Origin of the sequence: Streptomyces sp. 6-11-2, assembly GCF_006540305.1 — a bacterium.
Classification (GTDB): Bacteria; Actinomycetota; Actinomycetes; order Streptomycetales; family Streptomycetaceae; genus Streptomyces.
This window is the reverse complement of the sequence record NZ_BJOR01000002.1, coordinates 167,929-193,463: the sequence shown is the minus strand read 5'-3', so window position 1 is coordinate 193,463 and position 25,535 is coordinate 167,929. Positions and strand designations below refer to the sequence as shown.

General features: G+C 71.1%; 29 protein-coding genes. 10 read left to right on the top strand and 19 right to left on the bottom strand.

The features are described from left to right. Positions 1–7 precede the first annotated feature (7 nt). The 3 genes from TNCT6_RS37060 to TNCT6_RS37055 form a co-directional block, all read right to left on the bottom strand. Positions 8–670: a response regulator transcription factor gene (locus TNCT6_RS37060; protein WP_141367480.1), complete on the bottom strand. Its 663-nt coding sequence runs from the start codon at positions 668–670 to the stop codon at positions 8–10. A 304-nt stretch (positions 671–974) separates the two neighbouring features. Continuing rightward, complete coding sequence (locus TNCT6_RS41815) at positions 975–1,097, bottom strand: hypothetical protein (RefSeq protein WP_301184433.1); 123 nt, start codon at positions 1,095–1,097, stop codon at positions 975–977. A 217-nt stretch (positions 1,098–1,314) separates the two neighbouring features. Further along, on the bottom strand, positions 1,315–2,217 hold the full coding sequence (locus TNCT6_RS37055) for a universal stress protein (protein WP_141367478.1): 903 nt from the start codon (positions 2,215–2,217) through the stop codon (positions 1,315–1,317). Between the two features lie 293 nt (positions 2,218–2,510). Here TNCT6_RS37055 and TNCT6_RS37050 point away from each other — a divergent pair, with 293 nt between their 5' ends. Continuing rightward, positions 2,511–3,089 carry a universal stress protein gene (locus TNCT6_RS37050; protein WP_253266508.1) on the top strand — a complete coding sequence of 193 codons (579 nt, stop codon included), beginning with the start codon at positions 2,511–2,513 and terminating at the stop codon, positions 3,087–3,089. Positions 3,090–3,104: 15 nt separating this feature from the next. Here TNCT6_RS37050 and TNCT6_RS37045 read toward each other — a convergent pair whose 3' ends face one another. Then, a complete protein-coding gene (locus TNCT6_RS37045; RefSeq protein WP_141367476.1) occupies positions 3,105–3,542 on the bottom strand; it encodes a glutaredoxin domain-containing protein in 438 nt (145 codons plus the stop codon). A gap of 91 nt (positions 3,543–3,633) precedes the next feature. Then, positions 3,634–4,272 (bottom strand): class I SAM-dependent methyltransferase, encoded by a 639-nt coding sequence (locus TNCT6_RS37040; RefSeq protein WP_141367475.1) that lies wholly within the window; start codon positions 4,270–4,272, stop codon positions 3,634–3,636. An 85-nt stretch (positions 4,273–4,357) separates the two neighbouring features. Here TNCT6_RS37040 and TNCT6_RS37035 point away from each other — a divergent pair, with 85 nt between their 5' ends. Then, on the top strand, positions 4,358–4,870 hold the full coding sequence (locus TNCT6_RS37035; RefSeq protein WP_141367473.1) for an HIT family protein: 513 nt from the start codon (positions 4,358–4,360) through the stop codon (positions 4,868–4,870). Positions 4,871–4,891: 21 nt separating this feature from the next. Here the strand turns inward: TNCT6_RS37035 and TNCT6_RS37030 are convergent, their stop codons facing one another. The 4 genes from TNCT6_RS37030 to TNCT6_RS37015 form a co-directional block, all read right to left on the bottom strand. Further along, positions 4,892–5,812, bottom strand: a complete 921-nt coding sequence (locus tag TNCT6_RS37030) for a universal stress protein (protein ID WP_141367471.1) — start codon at positions 5,810–5,812, stop codon at positions 4,892–4,894. Between the two features lie 147 nt (positions 5,813–5,959). Continuing rightward, positions 5,960–6,586 (bottom strand): DoxX family membrane protein, encoded by a 627-nt coding sequence (locus TNCT6_RS37025; RefSeq protein WP_141367470.1) that lies wholly within the window; start codon positions 6,584–6,586, stop codon positions 5,960–5,962. 170 nt (positions 6,587–6,756) lie between these two features. Next, a complete protein-coding gene (locus tag TNCT6_RS37020) occupies positions 6,757–7,419 on the bottom strand; it encodes a trans-aconitate 2-methyltransferase (protein WP_141367468.1) in 663 nt (220 codons plus the stop codon). Between the two features lie 46 nt (positions 7,420–7,465). Continuing rightward, entirely contained in the window at positions 7,466–7,732 is a 267-nt protein-coding gene (locus tag TNCT6_RS37015; protein WP_373996264.1) for a hypothetical protein, read from the bottom strand. Positions 7,733–7,827: 95 nt separating this feature from the next. Between TNCT6_RS37015 and TNCT6_RS37010 the strand changes: the two genes are divergently transcribed. Continuing rightward, positions 7,828–8,808, top strand: coding sequence for a helix-turn-helix transcriptional regulator (locus tag TNCT6_RS37010; protein ID WP_172633281.1), 981 nt, complete (start codon positions 7,828–7,830; stop codon positions 8,806–8,808). A 122-nt stretch (positions 8,809–8,930) separates the two neighbouring features. On the opposite strand, the gene TNCT6_RS37005 is transcribed toward TNCT6_RS37010, so the two are convergent. From TNCT6_RS37005 to TNCT6_RS36995, 3 genes are all read right to left on the bottom strand, one after another. Further along, positions 8,931–10,151 carry a hypothetical protein gene (locus TNCT6_RS37005; RefSeq protein ID WP_141367464.1) on the bottom strand — a complete coding sequence of 407 codons (1,221 nt, stop codon included), beginning with the start codon at positions 10,149–10,151 and terminating at the stop codon, positions 8,931–8,933. A gap of 187 nt (positions 10,152–10,338) precedes the next feature. Then, positions 10,339–11,523: an acyltransferase gene (locus TNCT6_RS37000; RefSeq protein WP_141367920.1), complete on the bottom strand. Its 1,185-nt coding sequence runs from the start codon at positions 11,521–11,523 to the stop codon at positions 10,339–10,341. A gap of 153 nt (positions 11,524–11,676) precedes the next feature. Then, positions 11,677–12,093: a HupE/UreJ family protein gene (locus tag TNCT6_RS36995; protein ID WP_141367463.1), complete on the bottom strand. Its 417-nt coding sequence runs from the start codon at positions 12,091–12,093 to the stop codon at positions 11,677–11,679. Between the two features lie 496 nt (positions 12,094–12,589). Here TNCT6_RS36995 and TNCT6_RS40300 point away from each other — a divergent pair, with 496 nt between their 5' ends. Beyond that, positions 12,590–12,868 (top strand): hypothetical protein, encoded by a 279-nt coding sequence (locus TNCT6_RS40300; protein WP_172633280.1) that lies wholly within the window; start codon positions 12,590–12,592, stop codon positions 12,866–12,868. A 187-nt stretch (positions 12,869–13,055) separates the two neighbouring features. Here the strand turns inward: TNCT6_RS40300 and TNCT6_RS36985 are convergent, their stop codons facing one another. Further along, the gene (locus tag TNCT6_RS36985) at positions 13,056–14,021 is read right to left on the bottom strand and encodes a nitronate monooxygenase (protein WP_141367461.1); all 966 of its coding nucleotides are present in this window, start codon (positions 14,019–14,021) and stop codon (positions 13,056–13,058) included. Positions 14,022–14,472: 451 nt separating this feature from the next. Here TNCT6_RS36985 and TNCT6_RS36980 point away from each other — a divergent pair, with 451 nt between their 5' ends. The 3 genes from TNCT6_RS36980 to TNCT6_RS36970 all read left to right on the top strand — a co-directional run bounded on the left by TNCT6_RS36980 (position 14,473) and on the right by TNCT6_RS36970 (position 16,403). Beyond that, the gene (locus tag TNCT6_RS36980) at positions 14,473–15,363 is read left to right on the top strand and encodes an alpha/beta fold hydrolase (RefSeq protein ID WP_141367459.1); all 891 of its coding nucleotides are present in this window, start codon (positions 14,473–14,475) and stop codon (positions 15,361–15,363) included. After that, positions 15,360–15,704: a DUF1801 domain-containing protein gene (locus tag TNCT6_RS36975; protein WP_141367458.1), complete on the top strand. Its 345-nt coding sequence runs from the start codon at positions 15,360–15,362 to the stop codon at positions 15,702–15,704. Before TNCT6_RS36980 ends, TNCT6_RS36975 begins: the two co-directional genes overlap by 4 nt. 408 nt (positions 15,705–16,112) lie before the next feature. Then, on the top strand, positions 16,113–16,403 hold the full coding sequence (locus tag TNCT6_RS36970) for a DUF3040 domain-containing protein (protein WP_141367456.1): 291 nt from the start codon (positions 16,113–16,115) through the stop codon (positions 16,401–16,403). 230 nt (positions 16,404–16,633) lie between these two features. Here the strand turns inward: TNCT6_RS36970 and TNCT6_RS36965 are convergent, their stop codons facing one another. The 3 genes from TNCT6_RS36965 to TNCT6_RS36955 form a co-directional block, all read right to left on the bottom strand. After that, a complete protein-coding gene (locus TNCT6_RS36965) occupies positions 16,634–17,911 on the bottom strand; it encodes a cation:proton antiporter (protein WP_141367454.1) in 1,278 nt (425 codons plus the stop codon). Between the two features lie 4 nt (positions 17,912–17,915). After that, positions 17,916–18,386, bottom strand: a complete 471-nt coding sequence (locus TNCT6_RS36960; RefSeq protein WP_141367452.1) for a cation:proton antiporter regulatory subunit — start codon at positions 18,384–18,386, stop codon at positions 17,916–17,918. A 165-nt stretch (positions 18,387–18,551) separates the two neighbouring features. Next, the gene (locus TNCT6_RS36955; RefSeq protein WP_141367450.1) at positions 18,552–19,190 is read right to left on the bottom strand and encodes an HD domain-containing protein; all 639 of its coding nucleotides are present in this window, start codon (positions 19,188–19,190) and stop codon (positions 18,552–18,554) included. 115 nt (positions 19,191–19,305) lie between these two features. On the opposite strand from TNCT6_RS36955, the gene TNCT6_RS36950 reads away from it, so the two are divergent. Next, entirely contained in the window at positions 19,306–20,265 is a 960-nt protein-coding gene (locus TNCT6_RS36950) for a GlxA family transcriptional regulator (protein WP_141367448.1), read from the top strand. A gap of 6 nt (positions 20,266–20,271) precedes the next feature. Here TNCT6_RS36950 and TNCT6_RS36945 read toward each other — a convergent pair whose 3' ends face one another. Genes TNCT6_RS36945 through TNCT6_RS36935 form a run of 3 tightly spaced genes read right to left on the bottom strand, consistent with a single transcriptional unit; the run spans position 20,272 to position 23,219 of the window. Continuing rightward, positions 20,272–21,141 (bottom strand): alpha/beta fold hydrolase, encoded by an 870-nt coding sequence (locus TNCT6_RS36945; protein WP_141367446.1) that lies wholly within the window; start codon positions 21,139–21,141, stop codon positions 20,272–20,274. Between the two features lie 57 nt (positions 21,142–21,198). Further along, positions 21,199–22,566, bottom strand: coding sequence for an MFS transporter (locus TNCT6_RS36940; protein ID WP_141367444.1), 1,368 nt, complete (start codon positions 22,564–22,566; stop codon positions 21,199–21,201). Continuing rightward, positions 22,563–23,219 (bottom strand): TetR/AcrR family transcriptional regulator, encoded by a 657-nt coding sequence (locus TNCT6_RS36935; protein WP_141367442.1) that lies wholly within the window; start codon positions 23,217–23,219, stop codon positions 22,563–22,565. Before TNCT6_RS36935 ends, TNCT6_RS36940 begins: the two co-directional genes overlap by 4 nt. A 116-nt stretch (positions 23,220–23,335) precedes the next feature. Here TNCT6_RS36935 and TNCT6_RS36930 point away from each other — a divergent pair, with 116 nt between their 5' ends. Both TNCT6_RS36930 and TNCT6_RS36925 read left to right on the top strand, forming a co-directional pair. Continuing rightward, complete coding sequence (locus TNCT6_RS36930) at positions 23,336–23,851, top strand: CGNR zinc finger domain-containing protein (protein ID WP_141367440.1); 516 nt, start codon at positions 23,336–23,338, stop codon at positions 23,849–23,851. 183 nt (positions 23,852–24,034) lie between these two features. Next, a complete protein-coding gene (locus tag TNCT6_RS36925; protein ID WP_141367438.1) occupies positions 24,035–25,240 on the top strand; it encodes an NAD(P)/FAD-dependent oxidoreductase in 1,206 nt (401 codons plus the stop codon). The last annotated feature ends 295 nt before the right edge of the window (positions 25,241–25,535 follow it).

The following is a 25,535-nucleotide window of genomic DNA, read 5'->3' as shown; positions in this document are numbered from 1 at the left end:
CGGTGTTTCATGACAGCCGGTGTCCGATCCCGCGGGCCGTGCCGATGGTCAGGCCGCTGCCGGCCGTCCGCAGCTTGCGCCGCAACCGGGTCAGGTACTGGTCCAGGGTGTTGTCGCTGACCTGTGCGCCCGCCGGCCAGGCCGCCCGGACCAGGTCACGACGGCGGACGATGCTTCCGCCCGCGGCGACCAGGGCGGCCAGCAGGCGGAACTCGGTCGGGGACATGGCGACGTCGGCGCCGCGCACGGTCACGCTGTGCTCGACCGCGTCCAGGACCAGCTCTCCGGCCGTGGCGGGGGGCGGCGGCCCGGCGCGTTTGAGGGCCGCGCGCAGCCGGGCCACGAGCTCGGCGAGGTGGAAGGGTTTGGGCAGGTAGTCGTCGCCTCCGGCGGAGAACCCGGCCAGCCGGTCGGTGAGCTGGTGGCGGGCGGTGAGGAAGACGATCGGGGCGCGGAACCCGTTGGCGCGCATCGCCTGGCACACGTCCCGGCCGTCGGCGTCGGGCAGCCCGATGTCGAGGACGGCGGCGCAGACGTCCTCCGAGACCAGGCGCAGGGCGGTGGCGCCGTCGGCGGCGCAGACGGGGTCGAAGTCCTCGTCGGACAGGCTGCGGCGCAGGACGTCGCGCAGGGCGTGATCGTCTTCGACGACCAGGATCTTGCGGCGCATGCTCCTCCGTTCTCCGGTGCCCTTTTCCTCGTGGTCGGCCCGGCATCTGCCACGGCCGACTACAACCTCGTAGACGGTCTACCGCACTGTAGACGACGAAGGGGCGGCAAGGCTGCCGGGGGCCACTCGTGGTCACTCGTGGTCACGGAGCGCGTCGACGTCGTGACGGCGCCGGTCGCGGGTGTCGAGGATGCGGGGCAGGGCCCGGGGCGGACCACCCGGCTGGTCGGAAGCGTCTTGCCACCCGGCTGGCCGGAAGCGTCGCCCTCGGAGCCTGGCCCGCCGGCTCGCCGGCCCGTCAGAGTCACTTGATGACGGCGACGGCGATCGACGCGGCGAGGGCGCCGAGTCCGCCGAGGATTGCGACACCTGCGGCGATCTTCACCCCGGCGGGCCGCGCCTCCCGCGCCGCCGCCGGGCGGCACACGTCCGGGAGCCCGCCCCGGCTTCCCGGCCCCACCCCGGATCAGCCGGTGGCCCTCGGCGGACGGGAAGGCGTACTGCTCGGAGTCGGTGCCGGAGCCGTCCAAGGCCCGGTGCGAGGTGGGTGATCCGGCGGCGGGTCGGCAGCGCCTGCCACAAGCGCCTCCGGAGTGGCCGGCAGGGCGACGAAGGTGATCGTCCACCGCCGGCGGCGGCAGTTCTCACTCGTGGGGTACGACGGCCAGCGGGCAACGGACATGATGGACGGCGGCGTGGGTGACGGGGCCGATGCGCGGAACCGTCGGCCGCTCGGACAGACGGCGGCCGACGACGAGGAGGCTGGCCGCGGAGGCGGCCCGCACCAGCACCGTGGAGGCCTTGCCCTCCACAACGGCCTCCAGGACCTCGGTGTCGCGGTACTTGTCACGCCACACCCTCAGCAGCGCGGACAGGAAGTCCCGCCATTCCTCGGCCTGCGCGGGATCGTTGATCAGACCGATGTCCCCCGGGCCGAGGCTGATCGCGGAAGGCGGCTGCCAGGCATACACGACACGCAGCCGGGCGTGCCGGAGGCGGGCCGCCTCGAACGCGAACTCGATCACCTCGTCGCAGGCATCGGCGAGGTCGATGCCGAGCACCACGTCGCGGAAGCCGGTGCCGGTGGACGGGCTGCCGTCGTCGGCCGGGAAGTGCTCGTCCTCGGCCTCCTCCCCCGCCCGTACGAGCACCACGGGGCCCGGGGCCGTGGCGACCACCCCCTGGGCGACCGAGCCGACGAGGACTCCCGTGAAGCCGCTGAGGCCTCGTGAGCCCAGCACCAGCAGTTCGGCCTGCTCGGTGGCCTTCAGCAAGGCCGCGGTCGCCGGGCCTTCGACCTGCTCGTCGCTGAGGCGCACGTCGGGTACGGAGCCACGGACGTGCTCCTCGGCCTGCCGCAAGGTGCGACGCGCCTGTTGCCGCTGCGCGGCGTTCGCGGGTTCGCTCTCCGTCTGCCTACGGGTCCAGTTCCTGGCATGCACCATTCGCAGCGGTCGGTCGCGACGCACCGCCTCACGGGCGGCCCACTCGACGGCGGCCAGACTCTCGGCAGATCCGTCCACTCCGACGATGACGGGCGACAGCATGGTGCGCACCTCCTGAACTCGGTCTGCTCGGTCTGCTCGTTACTGTCAGTGTCTTCCCACGATCACTCGGTGGATATGGGCCGCAAGGACTCCCGCAGGCCCATTCGGCCCCTGCGCCGGACCTGAAGGGGGCGGCACGAGGGGAGGCGCGATGCCGGGTTGCTCCTGCCCCCGAGAGGCGGATCACCATGAACCGTGTCATCATCGCCTGCGCCAACAGGACGGGCCGCGATCGTGCGGCCGTCGACTGAGCGCCGTGCGAGGCGTCGCTGCGCGGTCTGCCGCTCGAGGTGGTGTACGGCTCACCACCCGACGGCCCGAGCGCCGCGGCGATGTTCGTGCTGGGCCTGTCCGCGGCGGAGGACGACACCGCCGGCCCGGCACAACTCGCCCTCGTGGCTGCCTCCGCCTGCCCGGTGGTGCTGGTACCGGACGATCGCACCCCCTTCGCGGTTCCAGTGCGCCACCCCTCGCACGTCACCCTTGGGCTGAACGCCCGTCACCCGGTGGAGCAGTCCGTCGGCTTCGCCTTCGATGCCGCCCGGCTACGGGATGTGCGGCTGCACGCCGTGCACGCCTGGGAACTGCCCGCCTGTGCCGCCGAGTTGCCCTTCACCGTTCCCGAGGAGGACCGCGCCACCTGGGAGGACCACGAGGTACGACTCCTGGCCGACACGCTGCGGCCATGGCGGCTGACGTACCCCCGGATACCGGTGCTCGAGGACGTCCTGCTGCTCAGCCCCACCGAGGCCTTGGCCCATCACGCTGAGGGCGCCGCGCTGGCCGTCGTGGGACGCGGCGCCCGTATGAGCCCGGACGCCGTACAGGCCCTGCTGTGCGAGAGCCTGTGCCCGGTCGCCGTCGTGCCGTGAGATCGTCGCGCCCGGTCACGCGGAAGCGGAGAGCTGTTGGCGCACCCATTCAGGATCGGGATTGGTGTGCGGCCGGCCCGCCACGACGACAGTCGGCACGGTCTCATTGCCGTCGTTGGCCGCTCTCACCGCTGCCGCTCCGGCCGGGTCACGCCAGATGTCGACCCAGTACAACTGGTGGGCGCTGCGGCCCAACCGAAGGCGCAGGCGCAGACAGTACGTGCAACCCGACCGCCAGAAGACGATCGGACGACCGTCGACCGCGCTGCGCTGCTGTGCCTCCAGAGCACCGATCGACCGTGGGAAGATCAGAGGCGAGTTCACGCCTGCGAGCAGCACAAACACCAACAGGAGTGCTGCGGCTGCGCCAGGACGCCCCTGGAGGGTCAGCTCAGTCGCAACGACTGAGCCGCAGAGCAAGGACAACATCGGCAGAATCCACGCGCGCGTCATGACGACGCAGACTACCGATACGTCCAACACGGGAAGACGCTGTCACCTCAGCGGCCTGAAGGTGATCGGCAGCGGCGCAGACAGGCCGTGGCTAGGTCACCTTTGACTGCCAGGGACGGTATGCCCGGAACAACGCGTGCCCCCCATCGCCCTCCGGGATGAACTCCTCGTGTTCGACCACCAGACCGGCCTGCGTGATCCACTCACGGTTGGTGGCAGCATCCGCGTGGCTCCACCACATCGGAGCACCACCCCCGAGCCAGTTCTCCTCGGTTCCGGTCCATTCGCCGTGTCCCATGGTGGCCACGAAGCAACCTCCCGGGCGCAGCCACTCAGCGATCTTCCGAAGCAGGGGTGGCTGCTCGGTCAGCGGAACGTGGATCAGGGCGAAGAAGGAGACGACGGCGTCGAAGGACGCGGCGTCAAAGGACGCAGTCGTGGCATCGGCACGGATGAACTCCGCCTGGGGTACCTGCTCCCGGGCTCGCCGGATCTGCACCTCGCTGATGTCGATTCCGGTAACCCGGTAGCCGGCGGCAGCCAGTGTGCGTGCGACCGGCACCCCGCTTCCGCAGCCCACGTCCAGCACCGTTCCACCGGTCGGCACCCGTCCGCAGAGGTCAACGAGCAGTGAGTGGTACTTCGTCTCGGCGCCGTACGCCTCGTCGTAACGCAAAGACACAACATCGTACCCGCGCCGGACGATGTCCTTGGGATCTGTGCCGTCCACGCACGAGACGCTAGTCATGAGCGCAATGCACCGCGAACGAATATCGCGACACAGAGGAGTTCAGGTGTCAACTGACCGTCAATCCATGTACCTTGAGGCCTACACGGCCCGCGCGCGAAGCGGGCCGTGCTTCGTCTGCTCGTTCCTGGCCGGGGATCCGGGCTACGGGCACGAGACGGTCTTCGAGGACCGGGACCACGTGGCGTTCCTCGACCGGTGGCCCACCGTGCCGGGGAAGGTGCTCGTCGCGCCGAAGGCGCACATCGAGCACGTCGTCCGCGACCTGGACGAGGCGGCCTACCTTCGGCTCATGCGGGTCGTCCGCGAGGTCGCCCTGGCCGTCGAGAGCGTCTTCCGGTCCGAGCGGACGTACCTGTACTCCCTCGGCAGTCAGCGGGGCAACGCCCACCTCCACTGGCACATCGCCGCCCTGCCGGCCGGTGTCCCCTACGAGCAGCAGCAGTTCCATGCCCTGATGACCGAGAACGGGGTCCTGCCCGTGTCCCCGCAGGAGGCGGCCGAAACGGCCGCGCGCCTCCGGGCGGCCATTGCCGCCCGGGGCGTGCTTCGCATGCCGCAGGCACCCGGAAGCGTGTGACCACGCCGGCCGAGGTGAGCGTCAGTCGTGGGCGACCACGGCGACGGGGGCGGCGGCGTGGTGCAGGACCGCGTGGGTCACGGGGCCGAGGCGGGCGCCGAAGGTGGCCCGGCGGATACGCCGGCCGACGACGACCAGGGATGCCTCGTGGGAGGCCTCGATCAGGAGGAGCGACGGGCTGCCGAAGTGGGGCTGCTCGACGACCTCCACACCGGGAAACTTCTGCCGCCAGGGTCGCAGCACCTCGGTCACGGCGGCGGCGTCGGCCTTCGCCATCTCCCGCTCGACCGCGGGTTCCAGGCCCATGCCGTAGGCGTAGTAGGGCGGCGGGTTCCAGCCGTGCACGACGCGCAGCGGCACGTTCCGGCGCGCGGCGGCGTCGAAGGCGAACGCGAGCAGCGCCTCGTCGGGGCCGGCGGCGTCGAGCCCGAGGACGACGGGGCGGACGGCGGCCGCGGTGGACGGCTTGCCGACGTCGTCCGTGTCGGGCTCGGCGGTGGTCCGCTCGCCGGTGGTCTGCTCGCCGGCGCGGACCAGGACGACGGGCCGCTCGGTGGACGCCACCGCCGCGAGCCCGACCGAGCCGACCAGGAAGCCGCGGATCCCGCCGAGGCCGCGCGAGCCGAGGACGAGCAGTTCGGCGTCCCGCGCCGCGCGGGCGAGGGCCTCGGCGGGCTTTCCTGTGACGTGTGCCGTGGTCACCTCGACGCCGGGATGGCGCGACCGGAGTTCTTCGGCGGCCTCGCGCAGCACCCTCTCGGTCCAGTGCTGGTGGGTGTCGGCGCCCAGCAGTTGCGCCAGGGCCATGGGCTCCGGCACCGGCTCCCAGACCTGGAGGAGCTTCACCGGCAGTCCACGCAGTTGCGCCTCACGGGCCGCCCACTCGGCGGCGGCGCGGCTCTCGGGCGAGCCGTCGAGACCTACGGTGATGGTGCGGGGCATGATCTCCACCTTCCAGTGTCGTTCAGGGAGTTCTGCGAGGCATGGGGCCGCGGTCCTTCAGCGGAGCCGACGCTCGGTGCGGGGCTTGGCGCGAGGGCCGGCGCGTTGCGGACCGTCGCGCTGTGGGGTGGTCGCGTTGTGGGGGTTTCAGCGCAGCCAGGTGTGATCGCGGACGATCGGCAGCCGCGCCCACAGTCGGCCCAGGCCCCAAGTGGCGCCCGCGCCCGCTGCCGCCACGGCGACCAGGGCAACGGCGTAGATCAGGTGGTAGTCGGCGAACGGGTTCGTCGACATGCTCGGGGCTCCGTTCGACAGATGCCTGGCCGGTGGCCACTCGGCGATCCACATCAGCGCCATCATCGCCGTGCCCGCCACGGCGGCCGGCCGCAGCGCCACACCGGTCATGACGGCCACGCCGATGGCGAGCAGGCCCAGCATGAACAGCCAGTCCGCCCACGCCTGGCCGGCCCACGAGTGGAACGTCGACTCCATCGGCCCGACGGCGACGGAGCTGAGGAAGCCCTTCGTCGGCGATCCGCCGTCGATCCAGCCCTTGCCGGACGCGGTCGCGTAACCGAGGCCGAAGACCTTGTCGAGGAACGCCCACAGGAAGACGAAACCGGTCAGGATGCGCAGGGATGCGAGGGCGTACGCCTGAGCGGCGGTGTGCGTGTCGAGCTGTGCCGACGCGGCGGACGCGGGGGCGGTCCGGTTGCGGCGGAAGGCCGGCAGATGGATGCCCGGGCTCCGGTGCGGGTGCTCGTCCACGGCCATGGCAGTGATCCCTTCGCGAGTGTCCGGTCCTTGTCCTTACGCTCCTCACTCTTGCCGCGGACGCCGCGCGCCGCCGGATGCCGAAAGGCCACGACAGTTGGGCTGAAGGTCCCTTCCTGCAGGGCCAGTTGGTCGAGCACGTCACCAAAGGCCCGCGTGGGACCATTTGGTCACGACGGCTTGGCGGCCGGCGGTTCCGCGATCCCGATGAAATGCGCGGCGACGGTCCGGATGCGAACCGACCATCCCAGCGCGATGAGGTCGTCCTTGAGGGTTCGGGCGTCGTGGAACACCTTCACGACGCGGTACCTGCTCCCGTCGTCGAGCCGGCGCATCGCCGCGGGGACCGGGTGATCCGCGAGGACCTCCTCCTCCGCAGCCCCAGCCGGGCCGTCGTCGATGAAGATCGCTCTGCCGCCCGGCACGAGCGCGGCCGCGACGAAGTTCCAGAAGTCGGGCAACCGCGTCGGCGGGACATGGGACAACCAGAAGGCGAAGAACACCGTGTCGTAGCGTCGCGGCGGCTGCCATGCGAACAGATCGGCCCGAACGAACCGGATGTTGCCGGACGCGGCTCGTGTCCGGGCGATGGCCAATACCTCGGCCGCCGCGTCGACAGCCGTCACCGACCGCGCCCGTGCTGCGAGCACCGAGGTCCACTGGCCCGTTCCGCAAGCCAGTTCCAGCACGTCTCCGGCAATCGGGAGCCCATCGGCGGCGGACAGCAACTCCCGCAGTTCCTCGCGTTCCGCATAGGGCCTGTCGTACTGAGACGCACCGGCCCTGTAATAGGCCATCTGTTCCGCGAGAAGAGCGTCGTCATCGGCGGCCATGGCCCCGACCATACAGACGATCCCCCTCGCCGGTCATCCCATGCCGTCACCCGGGGACGAGCGGGAGTCCCGCGGCCAGTTCGCCCGGTTCGGGCTTCTCCACGTCGGTCGGGGCCCGCCGTCCGGCGCCGACCAGCAACGCGTCCCGGCCGAGGCGGAACTTCAGCAGCCACGCGTCCTCGTACTCGGCGGCCAGCCGGCCGAGCAGCGCGTCGAGCGGGTCGTCGCCAGTCGGCGGTGTTTCCGCGACGTTCCAGGGGTGAGCCGGCCGGGCCGGAATGACGGACAGGACGACCGGTATCCGCATGATCACGTGCTGCTAGTCTGGCGATCTTCTGTAATCGGACAGTCACCGTACGAATGGAGCCAGTGGGCGGTGCGTTCAGCGCCGCCGGGGTTGGGGGACACATGCGCGAACTGCGTCCGTTGCAGGCTCTGGGGCTCTCCGCGACGGCGGAGGCCGTCTATCTCGTGCTCGTGGAACAGGGTCCGCAGAACTTGATCGAGCTCACCGAGCGGCCGCCGCTGGTCGGGTCGCCTCTCGAAAGCGTCCAGTACGCGGTGGCCGAACTCGGCGACATCGGTCTGGTCTCGCGCACGCGCGACAGGCTGACCGCCCAGCCGCCTCGCGCGATGCTGGAGGCCGTCGCCGAGCTGCGCGCCCGCGAGGCCCGGATCGCCTACGAGAGCGCGACGGTGCTGTCGCGGTTCTGGCTCGACCACACCGCGGGTTCGAGCTATGTCGAGGTCGTCGACACCTCCGGCAGACCCGAGGCGGTTCAACAGCGGGTCCACAGCGAGGCGTTGGCGGAGGTGCGCGCCCTGTCGATAGGGCCGGTGGGCGGAGGCGATCGGGTGCCGGAGGTCGGGCCCGGAACGTTGGACGCGCTGGACCGCGGGATCGCCTACCGGGTGGTGTACAGCGCCAACATCCTCCAGGACCCCAAGGCGCTGGAGGTGGCGCACACATGTGTCGAGCGCGGGGAGCAGGCACGGGTCTTCCCCGACGTCGCACTGAACCTCCTGGTCTGCGACGACCGCTTGGCCGTGGTGTCCGTCACCGCGCCGGACCGCACCGGACACCACAGCGTCGTCGTCCAGCCGTCGGGTCTGCTGGACGGGTTGATCGGCGTCTTCGAGTCGTACTGGCGGATAGCCGTTCCGCTCCCGCCGGCCGGTGAGGTCGTCGGAAGCGAGGCCAGTCCGATGAACGAGAGCCGCCAGCTCCTGAGTTACCTCAGTGCCGGGCTGACCGACGAGTCGATCGCCCGTGAGCTGGGGGTGAGTGAGCGGACCGTCGCCCGGCGCATCGCCCGCCTCCAGGAGATGCTCGGCGCCAAGACCCGGTTCCAGCTCGGTGTCCAGGCCAGCCGCCGCGGCTGGCTGTGAACCACGCCCCCGGTCGGGCCCGTGCGCTTGGCGCGCGGGGCGGGCCGGTGTCTGATCCGGCCCGCCCCGCGCGGGTCTTCAGCCGCTCAGGCGGTCAACGCCGCTTCCTGGGACCGCGGTCGTCAGCCGGCGTCCGGCTTGACCAGGTCGGGGAGCTTGGCCTCGAACAGCTCGTCCAGCTTGAGCGAGGGCAGGATGTGCCCCTGGTTCGGTGCGTCGTTGGCCACGCCCGCCGCCCAACTGGAGGAGGCGAGCCGCTGGTTCGGCGTGCCGTGGTGGCCCGAGCTGGTGAAGCTGCAGTCGCCGACCTGGTAGAACGACTTCTCGGACTTGAGGAGGCGGGCGGCGTTCAGCGCCTCGCCGCGCGCGTGGGTCAGGTAGTACGTGCCGAACGCGTCGGCCATGAGCTCGGTACGGCGGGTGGCCTCCGGGCCCGCCAGGTCGCTCTCGAAGAGGTTGTTCTGGTACTGCACGTGGTGACCGAACTCGTGGCCCACGATGGCCCGAGGCGCGACATCGCCCAGACCCACCTCGGTCATGCCCTGCATGATGCCGTCACCCATGATGATCCGGTCCGAGATGCCGAGGGGATCCGGATCGTCCACCTCGCTGTAGGCGAAGGCGTTGAACGTGAAGATCGGGTTCGCGCCGCCCTGCAGTACGGGTTCCGAGTCGACCAGCTCGATGAACAGTTCGGCCAGGTCGAGGTTGTCCTCGGGCGTCCCGCCGTACAGCACGGCGAGCGTGCGCGCGAGCCGGTCGGGGCTGGAGAAGACGTCGGCCCCATGCATGGGAATCAGCTCGATGCCCGCCGAGTCGATGTCCCAGAAGCGCTTGAGGTTCTTCATCTCGGCGGTGAGCTTGTGGGTGTACTCGCCGTTGACGCCGAAGGTGTTCGCCTTCGACTCCGAGCCGAAGATCAGCGCGTCGTAGGTCGGGAGGTCGAAGCCGCCGAAGAGCTGGAGAATCAGGAGGGTGAACGGGTCCTCGACGCCGTCGAGGAGGGTGTTGGCGTACGTCGTCAGTTCGGTGCGCTGGCACCGGTAGTCGCCGGGGTTGATCGCATTGTCGCGGATCTCGCTCCACTGCGACTCGTTCAGGCCGTACTTGGCACGGGCCGCGTTGACGCGGGACTCCCAGTCGGCGGGCAGCTTGGCCAGAATCCTGTCAGCGAGGGCCTTGGTCTGCGGGGCCATCGCCGAGGTGTCGACGGCCGACTGCAGCGACCGGCTCGCGACGGTCGTGGTCCCGGTCGTATCGGCGGCATGCGCGGGAAGCGCCATGCCAAAAGCACAGGTCGCGGCGATTGCCATGCTCGCCGCCACGGAGAGGGCCTTCTTCACGGGGACTCCTTCTTTGAGGTGCCTGGTGAGGCATCCGCGGGCGTCGCCCAGTCTGTAAGCCCAACTACCAATTGTTGAACGGTCGTTTACTGTCCGAAACCGGCATGTCTGGAACCGGACACTCACCGCCCCTCGGTGCGGTGACGAACCCCGTGCCGACGAAGGTTTCGGTCCTGCGCCAGTGGTGTCACTCCCGGTCGGCGCGTCCCGCGTTCCGCATCCGGGCGAACGACGTGTCCAGGCCCCCCTTCAGCGCTCCTGCCAGGGGCCGCTCCACGCAGCGGTGGACCAGGTAGCTCAGCACCAGGAAGCAGGCGAGCAGCGAGGCGACCAGCAGCCGGGCGTCCATCGTGTCCCGCAGTCGGTTGATCAGCGTCGTACCGGCCGCGTAGTGCATCAGGTAGAGCGGGTAGGTCAAACTCCCGGCCGTGACCAGCCACTTCCAGCGGATGCGGTCGGTCAGACCGAGGGCGATGGCGATCATCACGAGCAGGAACACGGTGTACAGGAGCACGGCGCCCCGCCAGCTGGAGACGTGCTCGACCTCGTCGATGCGCTGCCCCAGCTCCCGCTGGCCCATGAGCCACGACATGGCGAGGATGCCCCACAGGAGCAGGTCCTGGCCGAAGCGGTGCATGAGGTAGAGCGCGAGGCCGGCGATGAAGTACCAGGCGGCGTCGGGGCCGGCGAGCAGATCGAGGAGGGGGAACGAGGCCACCGGCGCGAGCATCGCGGCGGCGCCCCACACACAGCAGAAGACAACGACCTTGCGGTACGTCAGCCCGGTGACCACCACCAGCAGGAAGAGCAGGTAGAAGCGGAGTTCCGCCCACAGGGTCCAGTACACGCCGTCCACGTTCTGCACGCCCGAACCGGACTGGAGCATCGTGAAGTTGAGCAGGACGTCACGCGGCCGCAGACGCTCCCAGACGCCCGGCAGGACCGTCAGCACGGCCGTCGTGAACACGATCGCGAACCAGTACGCCGGGTAGAGCCGGATCACACGCGAGACGAAGAACTGGCGAGGAGTGCGGCCCCAGCACGACATGCAGATCACGAAGCCGCTGATCACGAAGAAGATCTCGACGCCGATCCAGCCGTACGTCGCGAAGTGGAACACCGTCGGCATGATGTCGGAGACAGGGCGGTCCCATATCGCGTTGCCCGGCAGGTCGACGCGGCGCGTGCCCGCGTAGTGGTGCACGGCGACCATCAGGGCGGCGAGCAGGCGGATGGCGTCGATGGCGTACAGGCGGGGGCCGGTTCGTACCGAAATGGCGGGCCCGCGCGGCCGGGTGGGCCGTGGCGGTCGGCCGGTCCCGGCCGCGAACCCCGGTACAGGCATGGACAATGTGCCCCGCGCGTCACGCATCGGCACCCAACCCTCCTTGGGAAGACCACTGCTGGAAGATCACGGACGCCTCACGTTACGGGCCTCCCAGCCACCCCTCGCCACAAAAGCGCAGGCGGTGGAGCGAAGTTGCCACGATGCTCACCGGGCCGATCCGAAGGGTTCTCCAAGACTTCAGGCGGAGCCCCTCGGACCCGCGGCGCCCCAGACGCGGTCCAGGAACCAGTACAGGCTGATCGTGACGATGGCTGTCGTCAGCGCGACCGCCACCCAGCGGGCCGCGGGTGTCCGGTGGACCAGGGTCAGCAAGGCGAAGACCACCGGAAGCCGCCACTTGCCGAACCTGTCCTCGCCCTTTCCGAGGAGGTTGGCGGCCGCCACGACGATGACCGTCGCCGCGATGACCGGCTCGTCGAGGGCGCCGCGCACCTCCACCACTCCGAGCGCCACCAGCAGGAACGTGACGCTGTGGATGCCGGAGAGTTCGGTCGCCAGGTCCAGTCCCTCGCCGCCGGTGAGCCGCCCCCAGCGCTTCTCCCGGTCCCGGCCGCGGCACCGGCGTGTCCTCCACACCGGGTCGGCGGCCGGCACGGGAGAAACGCACCGCGGGCCGGCTTCCGGCGCCAGGCGTTCGTGAGCCGGGACTGCACCTTGCCAGACCCGCGCCTCGCCACCGACCGACCGGATCGCCGCCGTCCGAAACGTGTCCCCCGATAGGACGCACCCCCGCTGTTACGAAAGCCATTCGGCCATTCGCGTGAGTCGAGGCGGCGAGACCGCCAGGAGCGTTACGCATCGTCAGCTGTTTCCCCCCTGATCGCGGGGTGGTTCGGGGCAGGGACCGGCCCGGCGGCCCGCGCTCTCCCCCGGATCGATGGCCCGTACAAGGGAGAGTTACGGATATATCCGTGTTTCGTAACACGAATCCTTTTGGTCATCTGCTGTCGTCGTAGCGGGCCACAGTGTGGCGCCTCGGCACAGAGCCGGGAATCGGATCGCACGCCTCACCTGACCAGGGTGGGGGTGCACGACCGTGAGGGGATTCATGTCTGTTTCTCGTACGGCGCTCCGTCTACTCGCCACGTGTGTGGCTTCGGGCGCCCTCGTCGGTGCGGCCGCCCTGCCGTCCATGGCCGCAGGAAACCACGACCGCGACAACGGAAGGAGCTTCCCGCACAGCCGCCCCGCGGAGGGCAGGTACAGCCACGACTTCGACGGTCGCCTTGGTTACTTCGGCAACCGTTACCCGTACCGGGTCTGGCACCACCACGGCTGGTACAACAACCGGCACTGGGACCGGCACCACGGCTGGGACCGGCACCACGGCTGGTACGGCGACCGTCCCCACTTCCCCGGCCGTCGCTGACGCGCCTCGGAGGTCGTGCTGTGACGCGGAGGCCGACCGCCACTCTCTGACACCGCTGTCACAGCCGGTATGACCGCTGCGCCGAAGGGCCGAGGACCGCACATGCGGTCTTCGGCCCTTCGGCCGTGAACCGCCGGCGCGCGACCTGCCGAACGGCCGTGATCGCCGCTCCCCGGTGATCGCGCGGTCAGCGCCTGGCGGCTCGGGCCAGCGCTTCCTCCGCCTGGGCGGCCAGAGCGCCGACCAGACCGGCCGCGGACGGCAGGTCGTCGATGAGGTCGACCCCCTCGCCGGCCCACTGCGGCAGGACCGGGATCTCGCGTCGCGCGACGGCGTCCTCGTACGCCTGCCGCGCATGCGGGGCAGCCGCGAGTTCGTTCTCCCGGCCCCGCCACGCGTCGAGGAAAGGGTGGCCGAGGGTGCGCGCGGTGTACTTCGCCGGCCAGCGCGAACCACGGGCGATGTCCAGCACCCTGTTGCGCTCGGTGTCCTCCCCGCGGCCCTCGACGATCGCCCGGGCGGTCGCCGGGGCGACCAGGGCCTCGGTCGTGGCCTGGAAGCGGGTGCCGAGCAGCGCTCCGGCGGCCCCCAGCGCCAGGGCGGCCGCCACGCCCCGCCCGTCGGCGATCCCGCCGGCCGCAAGCACCGGCACCGGCGCCGCCAGGTCCGCCACGACGGGCACGAACGGCAGCGTGGACCGCCCGCGCCGGGCGCCGTGCCCGCCGGCCTCGGTGCCCTGCGCCACGATCACGTCCGCGCCGAGATCCACCGCCCTGCGGGCCTCCTCCAGGTCGGTGACCTGAAGGATCAGCGCCGTACCCGCGTTTCGGACACGCTCCGCGAACGGACCGGGGTCGCCGAACGACAGCATCACCGCCGCCGGCCTCTGTTCCAGTGCCCACGCGATCGCGCCGTCGTCGATCGCCCATGTCTGGAAGCCGATGCCCCAGGGTTTCCCGGCGCACTCGCCGGCCAGGACGGGCAGTTCGCGTGCCAGCCACTCCCGGTCCCCGTTCCCGCTGCCCAGCAGTCCGAGCCCGCCGCCGCGCGAGACCGCCGCCGCCAGGGCACCACCGGCCGACCCGCCCATCGGCGCCAGGGCAATCGGATGCTCCACACCGAACCGTTCCGTGAACGCCGTCGACAATCCCATGGCCGCAATCCTCACCCACGCGCAGTGCCGGTCGCAGTGCGATCGACGGACTCGTTCGCCCGACGCACAGCGATACGCACGGATTGCAGATCGGCGGTGCCGAAGCCGCTCGGCGTACCGGCCATCGGCTGGACGCCCTTGACGGCCCTGATGTCGGTGCGGCGCAGCGCCCTCACATGACACGATCCCGCCGAATTGATGTCTCACCGGAATCGTCCGGTCGCCGCTCGTGAACCACGTGTGAGGTGGGCCACCTAACCATTGCCGACAGCGGAAACTTCGGCTTAACGTCCCCGCAATCCGTTGGAGCGGACGGGCGTCACCAGCCGGTTTCCGTTCGACGGCAGCCCTCGGGCGCGGGCTCGGACCGGAGCCTCCTCCGTGCGGCGGGGCGTGCTCCGCCGCGTGGTTCCCGGCAGCGCGCACCCCTGGCGGCGTGAGGAGTCGAGCCATGATCCTTTCCGGACGGGAACCTTCCGGCTGTCCCAGCGCGGCGGTGACACCTTCTGGCCCGGCCGGGCCACCGGCTTCCCGCGGGAGCCTGCTCCCGGTCCGCTCGCTGCCCGGAGCCGTGTTCGGCGCCGCCGTGGAGGTGGCCGCGATCGTCGCGGCACTCGCCCTCTACCCGTCCGGTCTTGGCGAGGGCGGGGAACGCCGCGGGCCCGGATCCCGGCGGGCGGCGCCGTCGGACGGCGCCGTGGCCCTTCCGGCCGTCTCCACCGACAGCCCGGTCCTGCTGGTCCACGGTCTGTTCAGCAACCGGGCGATCTTCCATGTCATGGGACGCGGCCTGCGGCAGGCGGGTTTTCGCCGGGTCGCCGTGCTGAACTACAGCTGGCTGAGCAACGACGTCCGCGGCGCGGCGCGGTTGCTGGCGGAGCAGGTGGAGCGGATCTGTGAGGACAGCGGGCACGAGCGTGTCCACGTGATCGGCCACAGTCTCGGCGGGGTGGTCGCCCGCTACTACGCGCAGCGCATGGGCGGCGACGCCCGCGTGCACACTCTGGTCACCCTGGGCGCTCCGCACCACGGCACGCTGGCCGCGGCGGTGCCTCTGCCGCTTCGGGCGATCCGGCAGCTCCGGCCGGGCAGCGACGTGCTCACGGAGCTCGCCGGGCCCGCTCCCGGCTGTGAGACCCGCTTCGTGGCCTTCCACAGCGACCTCGACGAGCTGATCGTTCCCGCCGCCAACGCCCGGCTGGTCCACCCCGACCTGCGGATACGCAACGTTCCCGTGCGGGCCGTCGGCCACGTCTCGCTGCCGCTGCACGGCAGGGTCGTCGGTGAGGTCTGCCGCGTACTCCGCGATGCGCACGTCTCCGAGCCCCTGGCCGCGGCTTGACGGTCGATCATCCGCAGAGGGAAGCGGTCGAGTACCTGCGCGCCGCGATCCTGCGGGCCGATCCGCTGATCACCGAGCAGGTGAAGTGGAAGGCTCCGAGCTTCTGCTACGGCGGTGTCGACCGGGTGACTTTCGAGTTGAGGTCCAGGGACGTCCAACTCGTCTTCCACCGGGGCGCGAAGGGGAAGGACGACGCCGCCTCGTTCACGTTCGACGACGACAGCGGCCTGATGCGGTGGCGTTCCGGCGACCGGGCAATGGTTACCTTCAAGGACCTCGCCGAGGTCAAGGCGCGGGAGGCGGCGCTCATTTCGCTGGTCCGGCGGTGGGTCAGGGCGTGATGCAGGGCCTGATGCGGGCGGCTTCCGGGCCTGACACGGGCGGCCTACGGGCCGGGTCCATCGGGTCCGGCACCCATACGGTGCCGTCTCTGGGGGTCCGAGCCCCACGTAAATGGGTGTTGGACCCGATGGCGGCGGCCCCCGGCGACGGGTGAAGGTGGAGTCAAACCCCCCTTTCGACGGTCGTACCGGCGTGTGGCATGACGTTGCCGCCTGCCCGGGCACGGGTGCGGGCCGCGGCGCCCCTGACAGGGGGAGAGAAGCCGCGAGTCCGTCGAGTCACGAGAGGAGCCCGGCACGGATGGCGGCAGTGCCACGGCGACCTGGTCGCGCGCGGGTTTCCGCCCGCACGGCCCGAACCGCCGGCTGTGGCGCCTGCCCGCCGCCGCGTGCCGAGAGGAGCGCGTCATGCCCGGAACCGATGACAAGCTGCTCAGCGAGATCGCGGCTCGCGTGTACCGGGACGATCCCCGGTTCGCCCGCGCCCTCCGGGCCGGACGACCCTGCCCGCCGCGCGAATACCGGCGCACCCGGGCCTGGCCGCTGTGCGCCCTCGCCCTGGTGGCGCTGGGCACCGGTATCGCTCTGGCCCACGGGCTACTGATCGTCACCGGCCTGGTCCTGGCCGGAATGGCCGCGGAGCTGTGCGACCCCCAGCGCACCGCGCGCAGACAGCGGACTCCCCCACCCCGGTCCTGACTGCGCGGCCCACCGGACGGCCGCACCACGGTGGACGGCCGGGACGGCGAGGAGCGGGACCGTGTGGTGCTCCGTCAGTGCCACCCGGCCGTCCTCACTCACGATCCGCCGGCTGTGTCGCTCATGACCGGCCGGCCGTCCCGATCACGACCGGCCGACCCGTGCCCCGATCCGCAGACCGTCCCGATCACGACCGGCCGACCCGTGCCCCGATCCGCAGACCGTCCCGATCACGACCGGCCGACCGTGTCCTGATCGGTCACCGTCTCCTGGCCGGTCGCCGTCTCCTGCGGGCCGGATTCCGGTGCCCAGCCCTCGGCCGGTGCGCCGCCGGCCGGTGCGGTCTTGCCGAACAGGCCCGTCAGGCGCCGGGCCACCGGTTCGGTGTAGCGGGCGGAGAGCGGGCCGAGAATGACGAGGATCAGCACGTAGGCCGTGGCCAGCGGGCCCAGGTCGGGTTCGATCCCGGCGGTGACGGCGAGCCCGGCGATGACGATGGAGAACTCGCCCCGGGCGACCAGCGTGCCGCCCGCGCGCCAGCGTCCCTTGACGGAGATACCGGCCCGCTTGGCGGCCCAGTACCCGGTGGCGATCTTGGTCAGCGCGGTGACGACGGCCAGGGCCAGCGCCGGCAGGAGCACCGGCGGAATGCTCTGGGGGTCGGTGTGCAGTCCGAAGAACACGAAGAACACCGCGGCGAACAGGTCACGCAGCGGGGCCAGGAGATTGTGCGCGCCCTCCGCCACCTCGCCGGACAGGGCGATGCCGACCAGGAACGCGCCCACGGCGGCCGAGACCTGCAACTGCTGTGCGAGCCCCGCGACCAGCAGGGTCAGGCCCAGCACGACCAGCAGCAGCTTCTCGGGGTCGTCGTTGGAGACGAAGCGCGATATGTGCCGGCCGAACCGCACCGCCACCAGCAGCACCAGGGCGGCGACCCCGAGGGCGATGGCCAGCGTGACGCTGCCCGCCGCCAGGCCCGCGCCGGCCAGCAGGGCGGTGATGATCGGCAGGTACACGGCCATGGACAGGTCCTCGAGGACCAGGATGCTGAGGATCACCGGGGTCTCCCGGTTGCCCAGCCGTCCCAGATCGCCCAGGACCTTGGCGATCACACCGGACGAGGAGATCCAGGTCACCCCCGCGAGGACGACCGCCGCCACCGGCCCCCAGCCCAGCAGCAGCGCCATGGCAGCGCCGGGCAGAGCGTTGAGCGTGGCGTCGACGAGCCCGGCCGGGTACTGGGTCTTGAGGTTGGAGACCAGATCACTGGCGGTGTACTCCAGCCCCAGCATGAGCAGCAGCAGAATGACGCCGATCTCGGCGCCGATGGCGACGAACTCCTCACTGGTGTCCAGCGGGAGCAGTCCGCCCTGGCCGAAGGCGAGCCCGGCCAGCAGATACAGGGGGATGGGCGAGAACTGGAAGCGCCCGGCGAACCGGCCCAGCAACCCCAGGCCCAGGATGATCGCGCCGAACTCGATCAGGAAGACCGCAGACGAATGCACGCGATCACTCCCGTCCGAGAATCGCAGCGGCGGCATCGGCGCCCTCGCGCGTGCCGATCACGATCAGCGTGTCCCCGCCCGCGAGCCGGAGGTCCGGCCCGGGGGACGGGATCGCCTCGGCCCGCCGCAGCACCGCCACGATCGAGACACCGGTCTCGGTACGCATCCGGGTCTCACCCAGCAGCCGCCCGTTCCAGTGCGAGGTCGCCGACAGTTCGACGCGCTCCGCCACCAGCCCCAACTCGGTCGTCGACAGCAGGTTGGGGCTGTGATGCGCCGGCATGAGGGCGTCGATGACGGCCGCCGCCTCCCCGGCGGTCAGCCGCACGGACAGAGCGCAGGCGTCGGGATCGTCCTCGCGGTACGCGCTCAGGGTCCGCGATCCGTCCCGGTGCGCGACCACGGACAGACGGCGCTGTTCTCGCGTGCTGAGGTCGTAGCGGACCCCGATTCCCGGCAACGGCGTACCACTCATGCGCGCAGCGCCCACAGTTGTTTCTCCCTGTCCGACTTGGCGGTTTCTTTAGGCAACCTTTAACGGCACCCTATCGAGTTGTGTCCCGCGCAGGGAATTGCGGACGGTGTCAGCTGCGTCTCAATCGGGAGCGTCGGAGAGGGAATCCAGCGGGGGTGGAGCTGGTCATTCGGGCCAGTCGGAGTTCTTGATGACCTCGACGAAGTCGGTGCGCCGGAAGCCGGGTACGAAGTATGCCAAGACGTCGGCCTTGACGTTCCCGAAGGTCGTATCGGGGCGTTCCTCGATGCCTTCGGTGAACGCGGCGAGGATCCGGTTCTTGAAATCCGGGCGCGGGTGCGCGGAGACGACCGCAGCGCGCTCCTCGTCGGAGACCGTGTGATAGCCGATGCCCAGGACGTCCAGTTCCACCCCGCGGGTCACCAGGGCGATCTCGGGTGCCATGTGCAGCGGGATCTCCGGGGTGGTGTGCAGGGCGATGCTCGTCCAGACGCGGTCGGCCGGCTCGCCGGCGATGCCGTGGGCGTGCAGAAAGCGGCGGGCCTCGTCGGCGCCGTCGATCTCGAAGCGCTGGTCGGTGCGACGCATACGCTTCGTGAGCCCGAGGTCGTGGAACATCGCCCCCACGTACAGCAGTTCGGGGTCGAAGTCGAGCCGCTGCTCCCGGCCGCGCAGCGATCCCCACAGGAAGACCCGCCGGGAGTGGTGGAAGAGCAGCGGCGGGGCGACGTCGCGGACCAGTTCGGTCGCCTCCCGTACCAGGGTGGTGTCAGGGATCCGCACTCCTGCGATCACTTCGTTCATCGTTCGTCCGCCTTTCTGGCTCGGCCTTGTCCGGATCGGTGATCCGCCTCCAGGGTTCACCGGACGACGTAGGCTGGGCCATGTCTTTGCTGCCAGGAGAACCACGGATTCGGACATGACGCATCGGGTTGGCTTCATCGTCTTCGAGGGGGTGACCATGCTCGACGTCAGCGGTCCGTCGGAGGTTCTGCATCAGGCGGGTCGGCTCGCTCCCGGCTATGAGCTGGTGCTGGTCTCCCCGCGGGGCGGGACGGTCACCACCTCCGCCGGACTGGCACTGACCGGTACGGTCCGGGCGGCCGACGCGGGCCAGGTCGACACGGTCGTGGTCGCCGGAGGCGACCGGCTGGCCCAGCAGCCGATCGAGGACGAGTTGCTGGCCGCGACCCGCGCCGTCACCGCGTGGGCGCCACGGGTCGCCTCGGTGTGCACCGGCGCCTTCGTCCTGGCCGAACTGGGCCTGCTGGACGGCCGCCGCGCGACGACGCACTGGCGGCACGCGGCTGTGTTCGCCCGCCGCTACCCCCGTGTGCGCGTCGAACCGGACGCCATGCACATCCGCGACGGGCGGTACGTCACCTCCGCGGGCATCAGCGCGGGCATCGATCTGACGCTCGCCCTGGTGGAGGACGACCACGGCGCCGACGTGGCGAGGAACGTCGCGCGTGAACTGGTCGTCTTCATGCAACGTCCGGGCGGGCAGTCGCAGTTCTCCACGGCCATCACGACCCCGCCTCCCCGCGGTGACCTGCTCCGCCCGCTGATCGCGTCCGTGCTCGCCGATCCGGCCGCCGACCACAGCCTGCCCACCATGGCCGCGTCCGTCGCCGTCAGCCCTCGGCATCTGGCCCGGTTGTTCCGCGCCGAACTGGGCACCACGCCCGCACGCTGGGTCGAGCGGGTCCGCCTCGACCGCGCCCAGCAGTTGCTGCTCGAAGGCCACAGCGTGACCTCGGCCGCTCACCACAGCGGGCTCGGCACGGACGAGACCCTCCGCCGCGCCTTCGCCCGCCATCTGGGCACCACGCCGACCCACTACCGGAGACGCTTCGCCACCACCCGCGAACAGCGGTAGTCCGCGTCAGGCGAGGACGCGGGCGAGGAAGTCGCGGATGTGCCCGGTGATGGCGTCGAGGTGGCTTTCCAGAGCGAAGTGCCCGGACTCGATCAGGTGGATCTCGGCATCGGGCAGGTCCCGGCCGAACGCCGTGGCGCCGTCGGGGCCGAAGATCTCGTCGTTGGCTCCCCAGACCGCCAGCAGCGGGACCCGGGAGTCGCGGAAGTACCGCTGGACCTCGGGGTAGAGGTCCACGTTGGAGGGGTAGTCGCGGAAGAGCCGGAGCTGGATCTCGTCGTTGCCCGGCCGGTCCAGCAGGGCCTGGTCGTGGACCCAGTTGTCGGGGCTGACCAGGGTGGGGTCGGCGACCCCGTTGACGTACTGCCAGCGGGTGACATCGGGCGTCAGGGCGCCTCGCATGGAGGCTTCGGTGGCCAGCCCGGGTGTCTTGGCGTAGGCGAAGACACCGTCCCAGAAGGGCTTGACGAAGCCTTCCTCGTAGGCGTTGCCGTTCTGGGTGATGATCGCGGTGACGCGGTCCGGGGCCTGGAGGGCGAGACGCCATCCGATGGGGGCGCCGTAGTCCTGCACGTACATCGCGAACCGGTCGACGCCCAGTTGCCGGAGCAGCCCTGAGGTGATCTCGGTGAGGGCGTCGAAGGTGTACGGGAAGTCCTGCGGGGAGGGCATCGCCGACTGACCGAACCCGATGTGGTCGGGGGCGATCACGCGGTACCGGTCCGCGAGCGCCGGGATCAGGTGGCGGAACATGTGCGAGCTGGTCGGAAAGCCGTGCAGGAGCACGACCGCGGGCGCCTGGGGATCACCGGCTTCCCGGTGGAAGACCTCGAGACCGTTGACGGTGGCCGTGCGGTGATGGACTGCGTGGACCATGCCTCTCACCCATCTCTCGAACGTCAGTGGTGATGTATCCAGTCGAACACCTTCCATCTAACCAGTCAAGACACTTTTACTGGTTAGGTCATGGCGGGGCAGCCGCCAGGCGGGCAGCAGACCGACGGCGGTGAGTGCGGCCAGGGCCGGCAGGGCGGAACTCATCGTCGAAACGGCGGACCCGGTCGCGCCGGCCGCGACGGCGATACCGAGGGTCGGTCCGATGTTCATGGCGGTCTGCTTGAGCCCGCCGACAACCCCCGCGTACCCCGGCGGCGCGTCGCCGACGACGGTCCCGGTGGCCGTGACCATCACCGTGGCGAACCCGGCACCGATGACGGCGAAGGCCGCGCCCATGACCATCCACGGACCGGTCGCATCGAGCCGGGACAGTCCGGCGATGCCGGCCACGACGAGGCCCGTGCCGGCGATCGCGGTGCGCCGCGCACCGTACCGGCGCAGCGCGACGTCGGCGACGGGTGAGCCGAGGACCATGAACACGGTCAGCGGAAGGACGCGCAGACCGCAGGTGAGCGGATCGAGGCCAAGTGCGTCCTGGAGATGGAACGTGGCCCTGAACAGCGTGCCGAACAGGCCGGCGGAGGTGACCAGCAGGATGGCCATCGAGGCCGTCACGGGTACGGACCGCGCCACGGCAGGCGGGACGATCGAGTGTGTGGCGCGCCGCTCGTGCCGGACGAGCAGCGCCACGACGCCTGCGACGGCGAGGAGTTCGAGGAGCGTCGTCGCCGCGGTCCACCCCCGCGCGGGCACGCCGGCCAGGGCGTGCACCAGGACCGCGAGCGCGATCGCGAGCAGGCCCGCGCCGGGGAGGTTGAGCCGCGAGGAGCCGGCACGTTCGAGTGGCGGCGTCCGCACGGCGAGGACGAGAGCGGCGATGACGCACGCGACGGGCACGTTGACCCAGAACACGGCAGGCCAGCCCCAGTGCGCCACGAGTACACCGCCGAGGATGGGACCGGACCCCGCGGCGACCGCGATCGCACTGGTGCGGACGGCGATCGCCGTGCCGAGCCGTTCCGAGGGATACGTCAGCCGCAGCAGCGCCAGCGTCGCGGGTTGCAGGAGCGCGCCGAACCCGCCCTGCACCACGCGCAGGACCACCACCCATCCGACGGACGGCGCGAGCGCGATCCCGGCCGAGGCGGCCCCGAAACCGAGGACGCCGACGAACAGCAGGCGCGGATGTCCGTACCGGTCCCCGAGGCGCCCGGCGATCACGAGTAACGCGGCCACCGCGACCAGATAGCCGGTGCTCGTCCACTGGATCCGCGCCATGCTCGCGCCGAGATCACGCTGGAGGCTTGGCTGCGCCACGAGCAGGATGGTCCCGTCCAGCGCGACGATCACCGCGCCGGCCACGCTGACCAGAAGCGCGAGCCGCCGCTGGAAGGGGGCGGTCACGACGCCACCGGGCCGAGGTGGGCGGCCAGGACGGCCGCGATGAGCCGGTCGCACTGGTCGTCAGCGGGACCTCCGTCCAACGGCGGGTCCCCAAGGGCCAGTTGCAGGCTGCCCCAGGCCCACAGCTGGGCTGTTCCGTGCAGGTTCGACCACAGGGCGGCGGCGGTCACGGCAGGCGGCGGTGCGGTCTCGTCCGACTCGTCGGCGCCGTGCGCGGCATCCTGCTCCGATCGGCACCGGGCGACGAGTTGGGTGATGCGCGCGAACAGCGGGAGGGTCGTCCGGCGCAGCCGCGGCTGGTCCGGTGCCTGCGGCCCGCTGTCGAGCAGGTCGTGCCGGAACATCAGCTCGAACATGCCGCGGCGCTCCAGCGCGTACCCGACGTACACCCGCGCGACGGCCTCCAACTGGGCGCGCGGTGTGGTCACCCCGGCGATCGCGGCCTCGAACCGGGCGCCGAGGTCCTCGAAGCCGCGAAGGGCGATGGCGGACAGCAGCGCGTGGTGCGTGGGGAAGTAACGGCGCGGCGCACCGTGCGACACCCCCGCCCGGCGGGCCGTTTCCCGCAGGCCCACGGACGCGGAGCCCTCGGTGAGCACAAGATCCACCCCGGCGTCGATCAGCCGCTCCCGCAGGGAGCCCTCTTCACTCATAGACACTGTCTACCAGGCGGCGTAGACAGTGTCTACTCACCGTGGCCGGTCGACGACTGGTCGACGTGATGCTTGCGTGTAACCTGTCAAGCGAGCCGATTCGGTTAGGGGGTGCGATGGCGACCGAGCGGGAGCGGCAGGACGCGCTGCTGGAACTCCTCAACAGCACGCCGGTGGTCAGCGGTGTCGTCCAGGACCGGCTGGCGGACCCGGAGGCGGCCAGGTCCTGGCAGCAGACCCACGGCGGCAGCGGAACCGAGGACGAGCTGCGCGGCCTCGTGCAGGCGCGGGACGCCCTCCAGGACGTGGTGCGCGGCACCCGGCCCGCCACGTCGCTGGCCCCGCTCCTGAAGGGCGTCACCTCCCGCCCACGCATGTCGCCCGCGGGGGTGTCGTGGGAGCTGGACACCCCTCCGGAGCGCCGGATGGCGGTGGAAGCGGTCCTGGCGTGGAGCGCGCTTCAGCTGACGATGCCCGGGCGGCTGCGGCCGTGCGCCAACCCCGAGTGCCGGCGCTTCCTCATCGACCGCAGCAAGACCAACAAGGCCCGCTGGTGCTCGATGGCCGTCTGCGGCAACCGTATGAAGGCACGGCGCCACTACCAGCGCACTCGCGACGCCGCAGCCGAGTAGCGCCGGCTCGCCCGCGCGCCGAGCGGCTCGGATCCCGACGCCTGCCGCCCGCCGCCCGTCCGCGGCTTCACTCGCGTGTCCCGGAGCGGCCCCACGTCCGCGCAGTGATCCGCCTCACATGCTGTCACAGCGGTCCATCACGCGGTGTCTTGAGGCCGAACCCCTGGAAACGGAGGAGACACCATGGTGGAGAACACGGACGTCGTCGTGATCGGTGGCGGATACGCCGGCGTCATGGCCGCCAACCGCCTGACGCGGCGCGACGACGTGACGGTGACGCTGATCAACCCGCGCCCGACTTTCGTCCATCGGATCCGCCTGCACCAACTGGTGGGCGGAACCGACGACGCCGTCGTCGACTACCGGGACGTCCTGGCCGACGGCGTCCGGCTGGTGGTCGACTCGGCGACACGGATCGACGCGGCCACGCGCCGCGTGACGCTGGCGGCCGGCGGCACGGTCGGCTACGACTACCTGATCTACGCGGTGGGCAGTGGCAGCGCCGACCCGCGCGTGCCCGGTGCGGCCGAGTTCGCCCACCCGATCGCCACCCTGGAGGAGGCGCAGCGGCTGCGGCCGATCGTCGACGCCGCCCCCGCGACGGACACCGTGACGGTCGTCGGAGCGGGTCCCACCGGCATCGAGACCGCCGCCGAGCTGGCGGAGGCCGGCCGCACCGTGACCCTGGTCTGCGGTGGGGTGCTCGGCCCGTACCTGCACCCCCGGGGCCGACGCTCGGTGGCGGGGCGACTGGCGGCGCTGGGGGTGACCGTGCTCGACGGTCCCGGCACGGAGGTGACGGCCGTGACCCGCGATGCCGTACGGCTCGGTGACGGCCGCGAGCTGCCGAGCCGGGTGACCGTCTGGACCGCAGGCTTCGGCGTGCCGGACCTGGCCGCGCGCAGCGGGCTGAGCACCGACGCCCTGGGCCGCCTGCTCACGGACGAGACGCTGACGAGCGTGGACGACGAGCGTGTCGTCGCGGCCGGGGACTCGGCGGCCCCGTCGGACCTGCCGTTGCGGATGAGCTGCCAGGCCGCGATCCCTCTGGGCGCGCGGGCCGCCGACACGGTGCTCAGCCGGATCACGGGCGAGCGACCCTCGGCCCTCAACCAGGTGTTCGCCGGCCAGTGCATCAGCCTGGGCCGACGCGCCGGCATCTTCCAGTTCGCCCACAGGCACGACGTCGCGCTGTGGATCCACATCGGCGGTCGCGCCGGCGCGAAGGTCAAGGAGTTCGTGTGCAGGGGCATCGTCAAGCACCTGGCCGACGAGGCACGCGAGCCCGGTTCGTACGGCCTGCACCGCGTCTCGGGAGGCGCCAAGCGCCGGGAGCTGCTGGAGGGCCGACGCGGCGAGGCGCCGGCCACCGGCGCACGGGCAGCCTAGTGCTGTGACCGGAAAGGTTCACCGGCTCGCGACGTCCGGCACGGCACTCCCCCAGCCTTCGGCCGGGGGTACCCCCACGCCGCGTTGCCGCATCACCCGAGTACATCCAGTACGCGGGCAATGCTCCGCCTTGCGAGGCACCGCACCGGACGCCGCGAGCTTCCCGGCAAACCTTCCCGGCCACAGCACTAGTCAGGCACATGTGGGCACCGAACAGGGCCGGCCGGATCGTACGGCCACCGACGCAAAGGACCGTGCTGTGCACGCACGCTTGAACGCCCCCGTGACAAGGCCG

What these genes read in the sequence shown, in the direction of transcription:
- TNCT6_RS37060 (WP_141367480.1), bottom strand. Translation starts at nt 670, where the DNA reads ATGCGCCGCAAGATCCTGGTCGTCGAAGACGATCACGCCCTGCGCGAC.
- TNCT6_RS37055 (WP_141367478.1), bottom strand. Translation starts at nt 2,217, where the DNA reads ATGCTGTCGCCCGTCATCGTCGGAGTGGACGGATCTGCCGAGAGTCTG.
- TNCT6_RS37045 (WP_141367476.1), bottom strand. Translation starts at nt 3,542, where the DNA reads ATGACGCGCGCGTGGATTCTGCCGATGTTGTCCTTGCTCTGCGGCTCA.
- TNCT6_RS37035 (WP_141367473.1), top strand. Translation starts at nt 4,358, where the DNA reads ATGTACCTTGAGGCCTACACGGCCCGCGCGCGAAGCGGGCCGTGCTTC.
- TNCT6_RS37030 (WP_141367471.1), bottom strand. Translation starts at nt 5,812, where the DNA reads ATGCCCCGCACCATCACCGTAGGTCTCGACGGCTCGCCCGAGAGCCGC.
- TNCT6_RS37025 (WP_141367470.1), bottom strand. Translation starts at nt 6,586, where the DNA reads ATGGCCGTGGACGAGCACCCGCACCGGAGCCCGGGCATCCATCTGCCG.
- TNCT6_RS37020 (WP_141367468.1), bottom strand. Translation starts at nt 7,419, where the DNA reads ATGGCCGCCGATGACGACGCTCTTCTCGCGGAACAGATGGCCTATTAC.
- TNCT6_RS37010 (WP_172633281.1), top strand. Translation starts at nt 7,828, where the DNA reads ATGCGCGAACTGCGTCCGTTGCAGGCTCTGGGGCTCTCCGCGACGGCG.
- TNCT6_RS37000 (WP_141367920.1), bottom strand. Translation starts at nt 11,523, where the DNA reads ATGCGTGACGCGCGGGGCACATTGTCCATGCCTGTACCGGGGTTCGCG.
- TNCT6_RS36985 (WP_141367461.1), bottom strand. Translation starts at nt 14,021, where the DNA reads ATGGGATTGTCGACGGCGTTCACGGAACGGTTCGGTGTGGAGCATCCG.
- TNCT6_RS36980 (WP_141367459.1), top strand. Translation starts at nt 14,473, where the DNA reads ATGATCCTTTCCGGACGGGAACCTTCCGGCTGTCCCAGCGCGGCGGTG.
- TNCT6_RS36970 (WP_141367456.1), top strand. Translation starts at nt 16,113, where the DNA reads ATGCCCGGAACCGATGACAAGCTGCTCAGCGAGATCGCGGCTCGCGTG.
- TNCT6_RS36960 (WP_141367452.1), bottom strand. Translation starts at nt 18,386, where the DNA reads ATGAGTGGTACGCCGTTGCCGGGAATCGGGGTCCGCTACGACCTCAGC.
- TNCT6_RS36955 (WP_141367450.1), bottom strand. Translation starts at nt 19,190, where the DNA reads ATGAACGAAGTGATCGCAGGAGTGCGGATCCCTGACACCACCCTGGTA.
- TNCT6_RS36950 (WP_141367448.1), top strand. Translation starts at nt 19,306, where the DNA reads ATGACGCATCGGGTTGGCTTCATCGTCTTCGAGGGGGTGACCATGCTC.
- TNCT6_RS36945 (WP_141367446.1), bottom strand. Translation starts at nt 21,141, where the DNA reads ATGGTCCACGCAGTCCATCACCGCACGGCCACCGTCAACGGTCTCGAG.
- TNCT6_RS36935 (WP_141367442.1), bottom strand. Translation starts at nt 23,219, where the DNA reads ATGAGTGAAGAGGGCTCCCTGCGGGAGCGGCTGATCGACGCCGGGGTG.
- TNCT6_RS36930 (WP_141367440.1), top strand. Translation starts at nt 23,336, where the DNA reads ATGGCGACCGAGCGGGAGCGGCAGGACGCGCTGCTGGAACTCCTCAAC.
- TNCT6_RS36925 (WP_141367438.1), top strand. Translation starts at nt 24,035, where the DNA reads ATGGTGGAGAACACGGACGTCGTCGTGATCGGTGGCGGATACGCCGGC.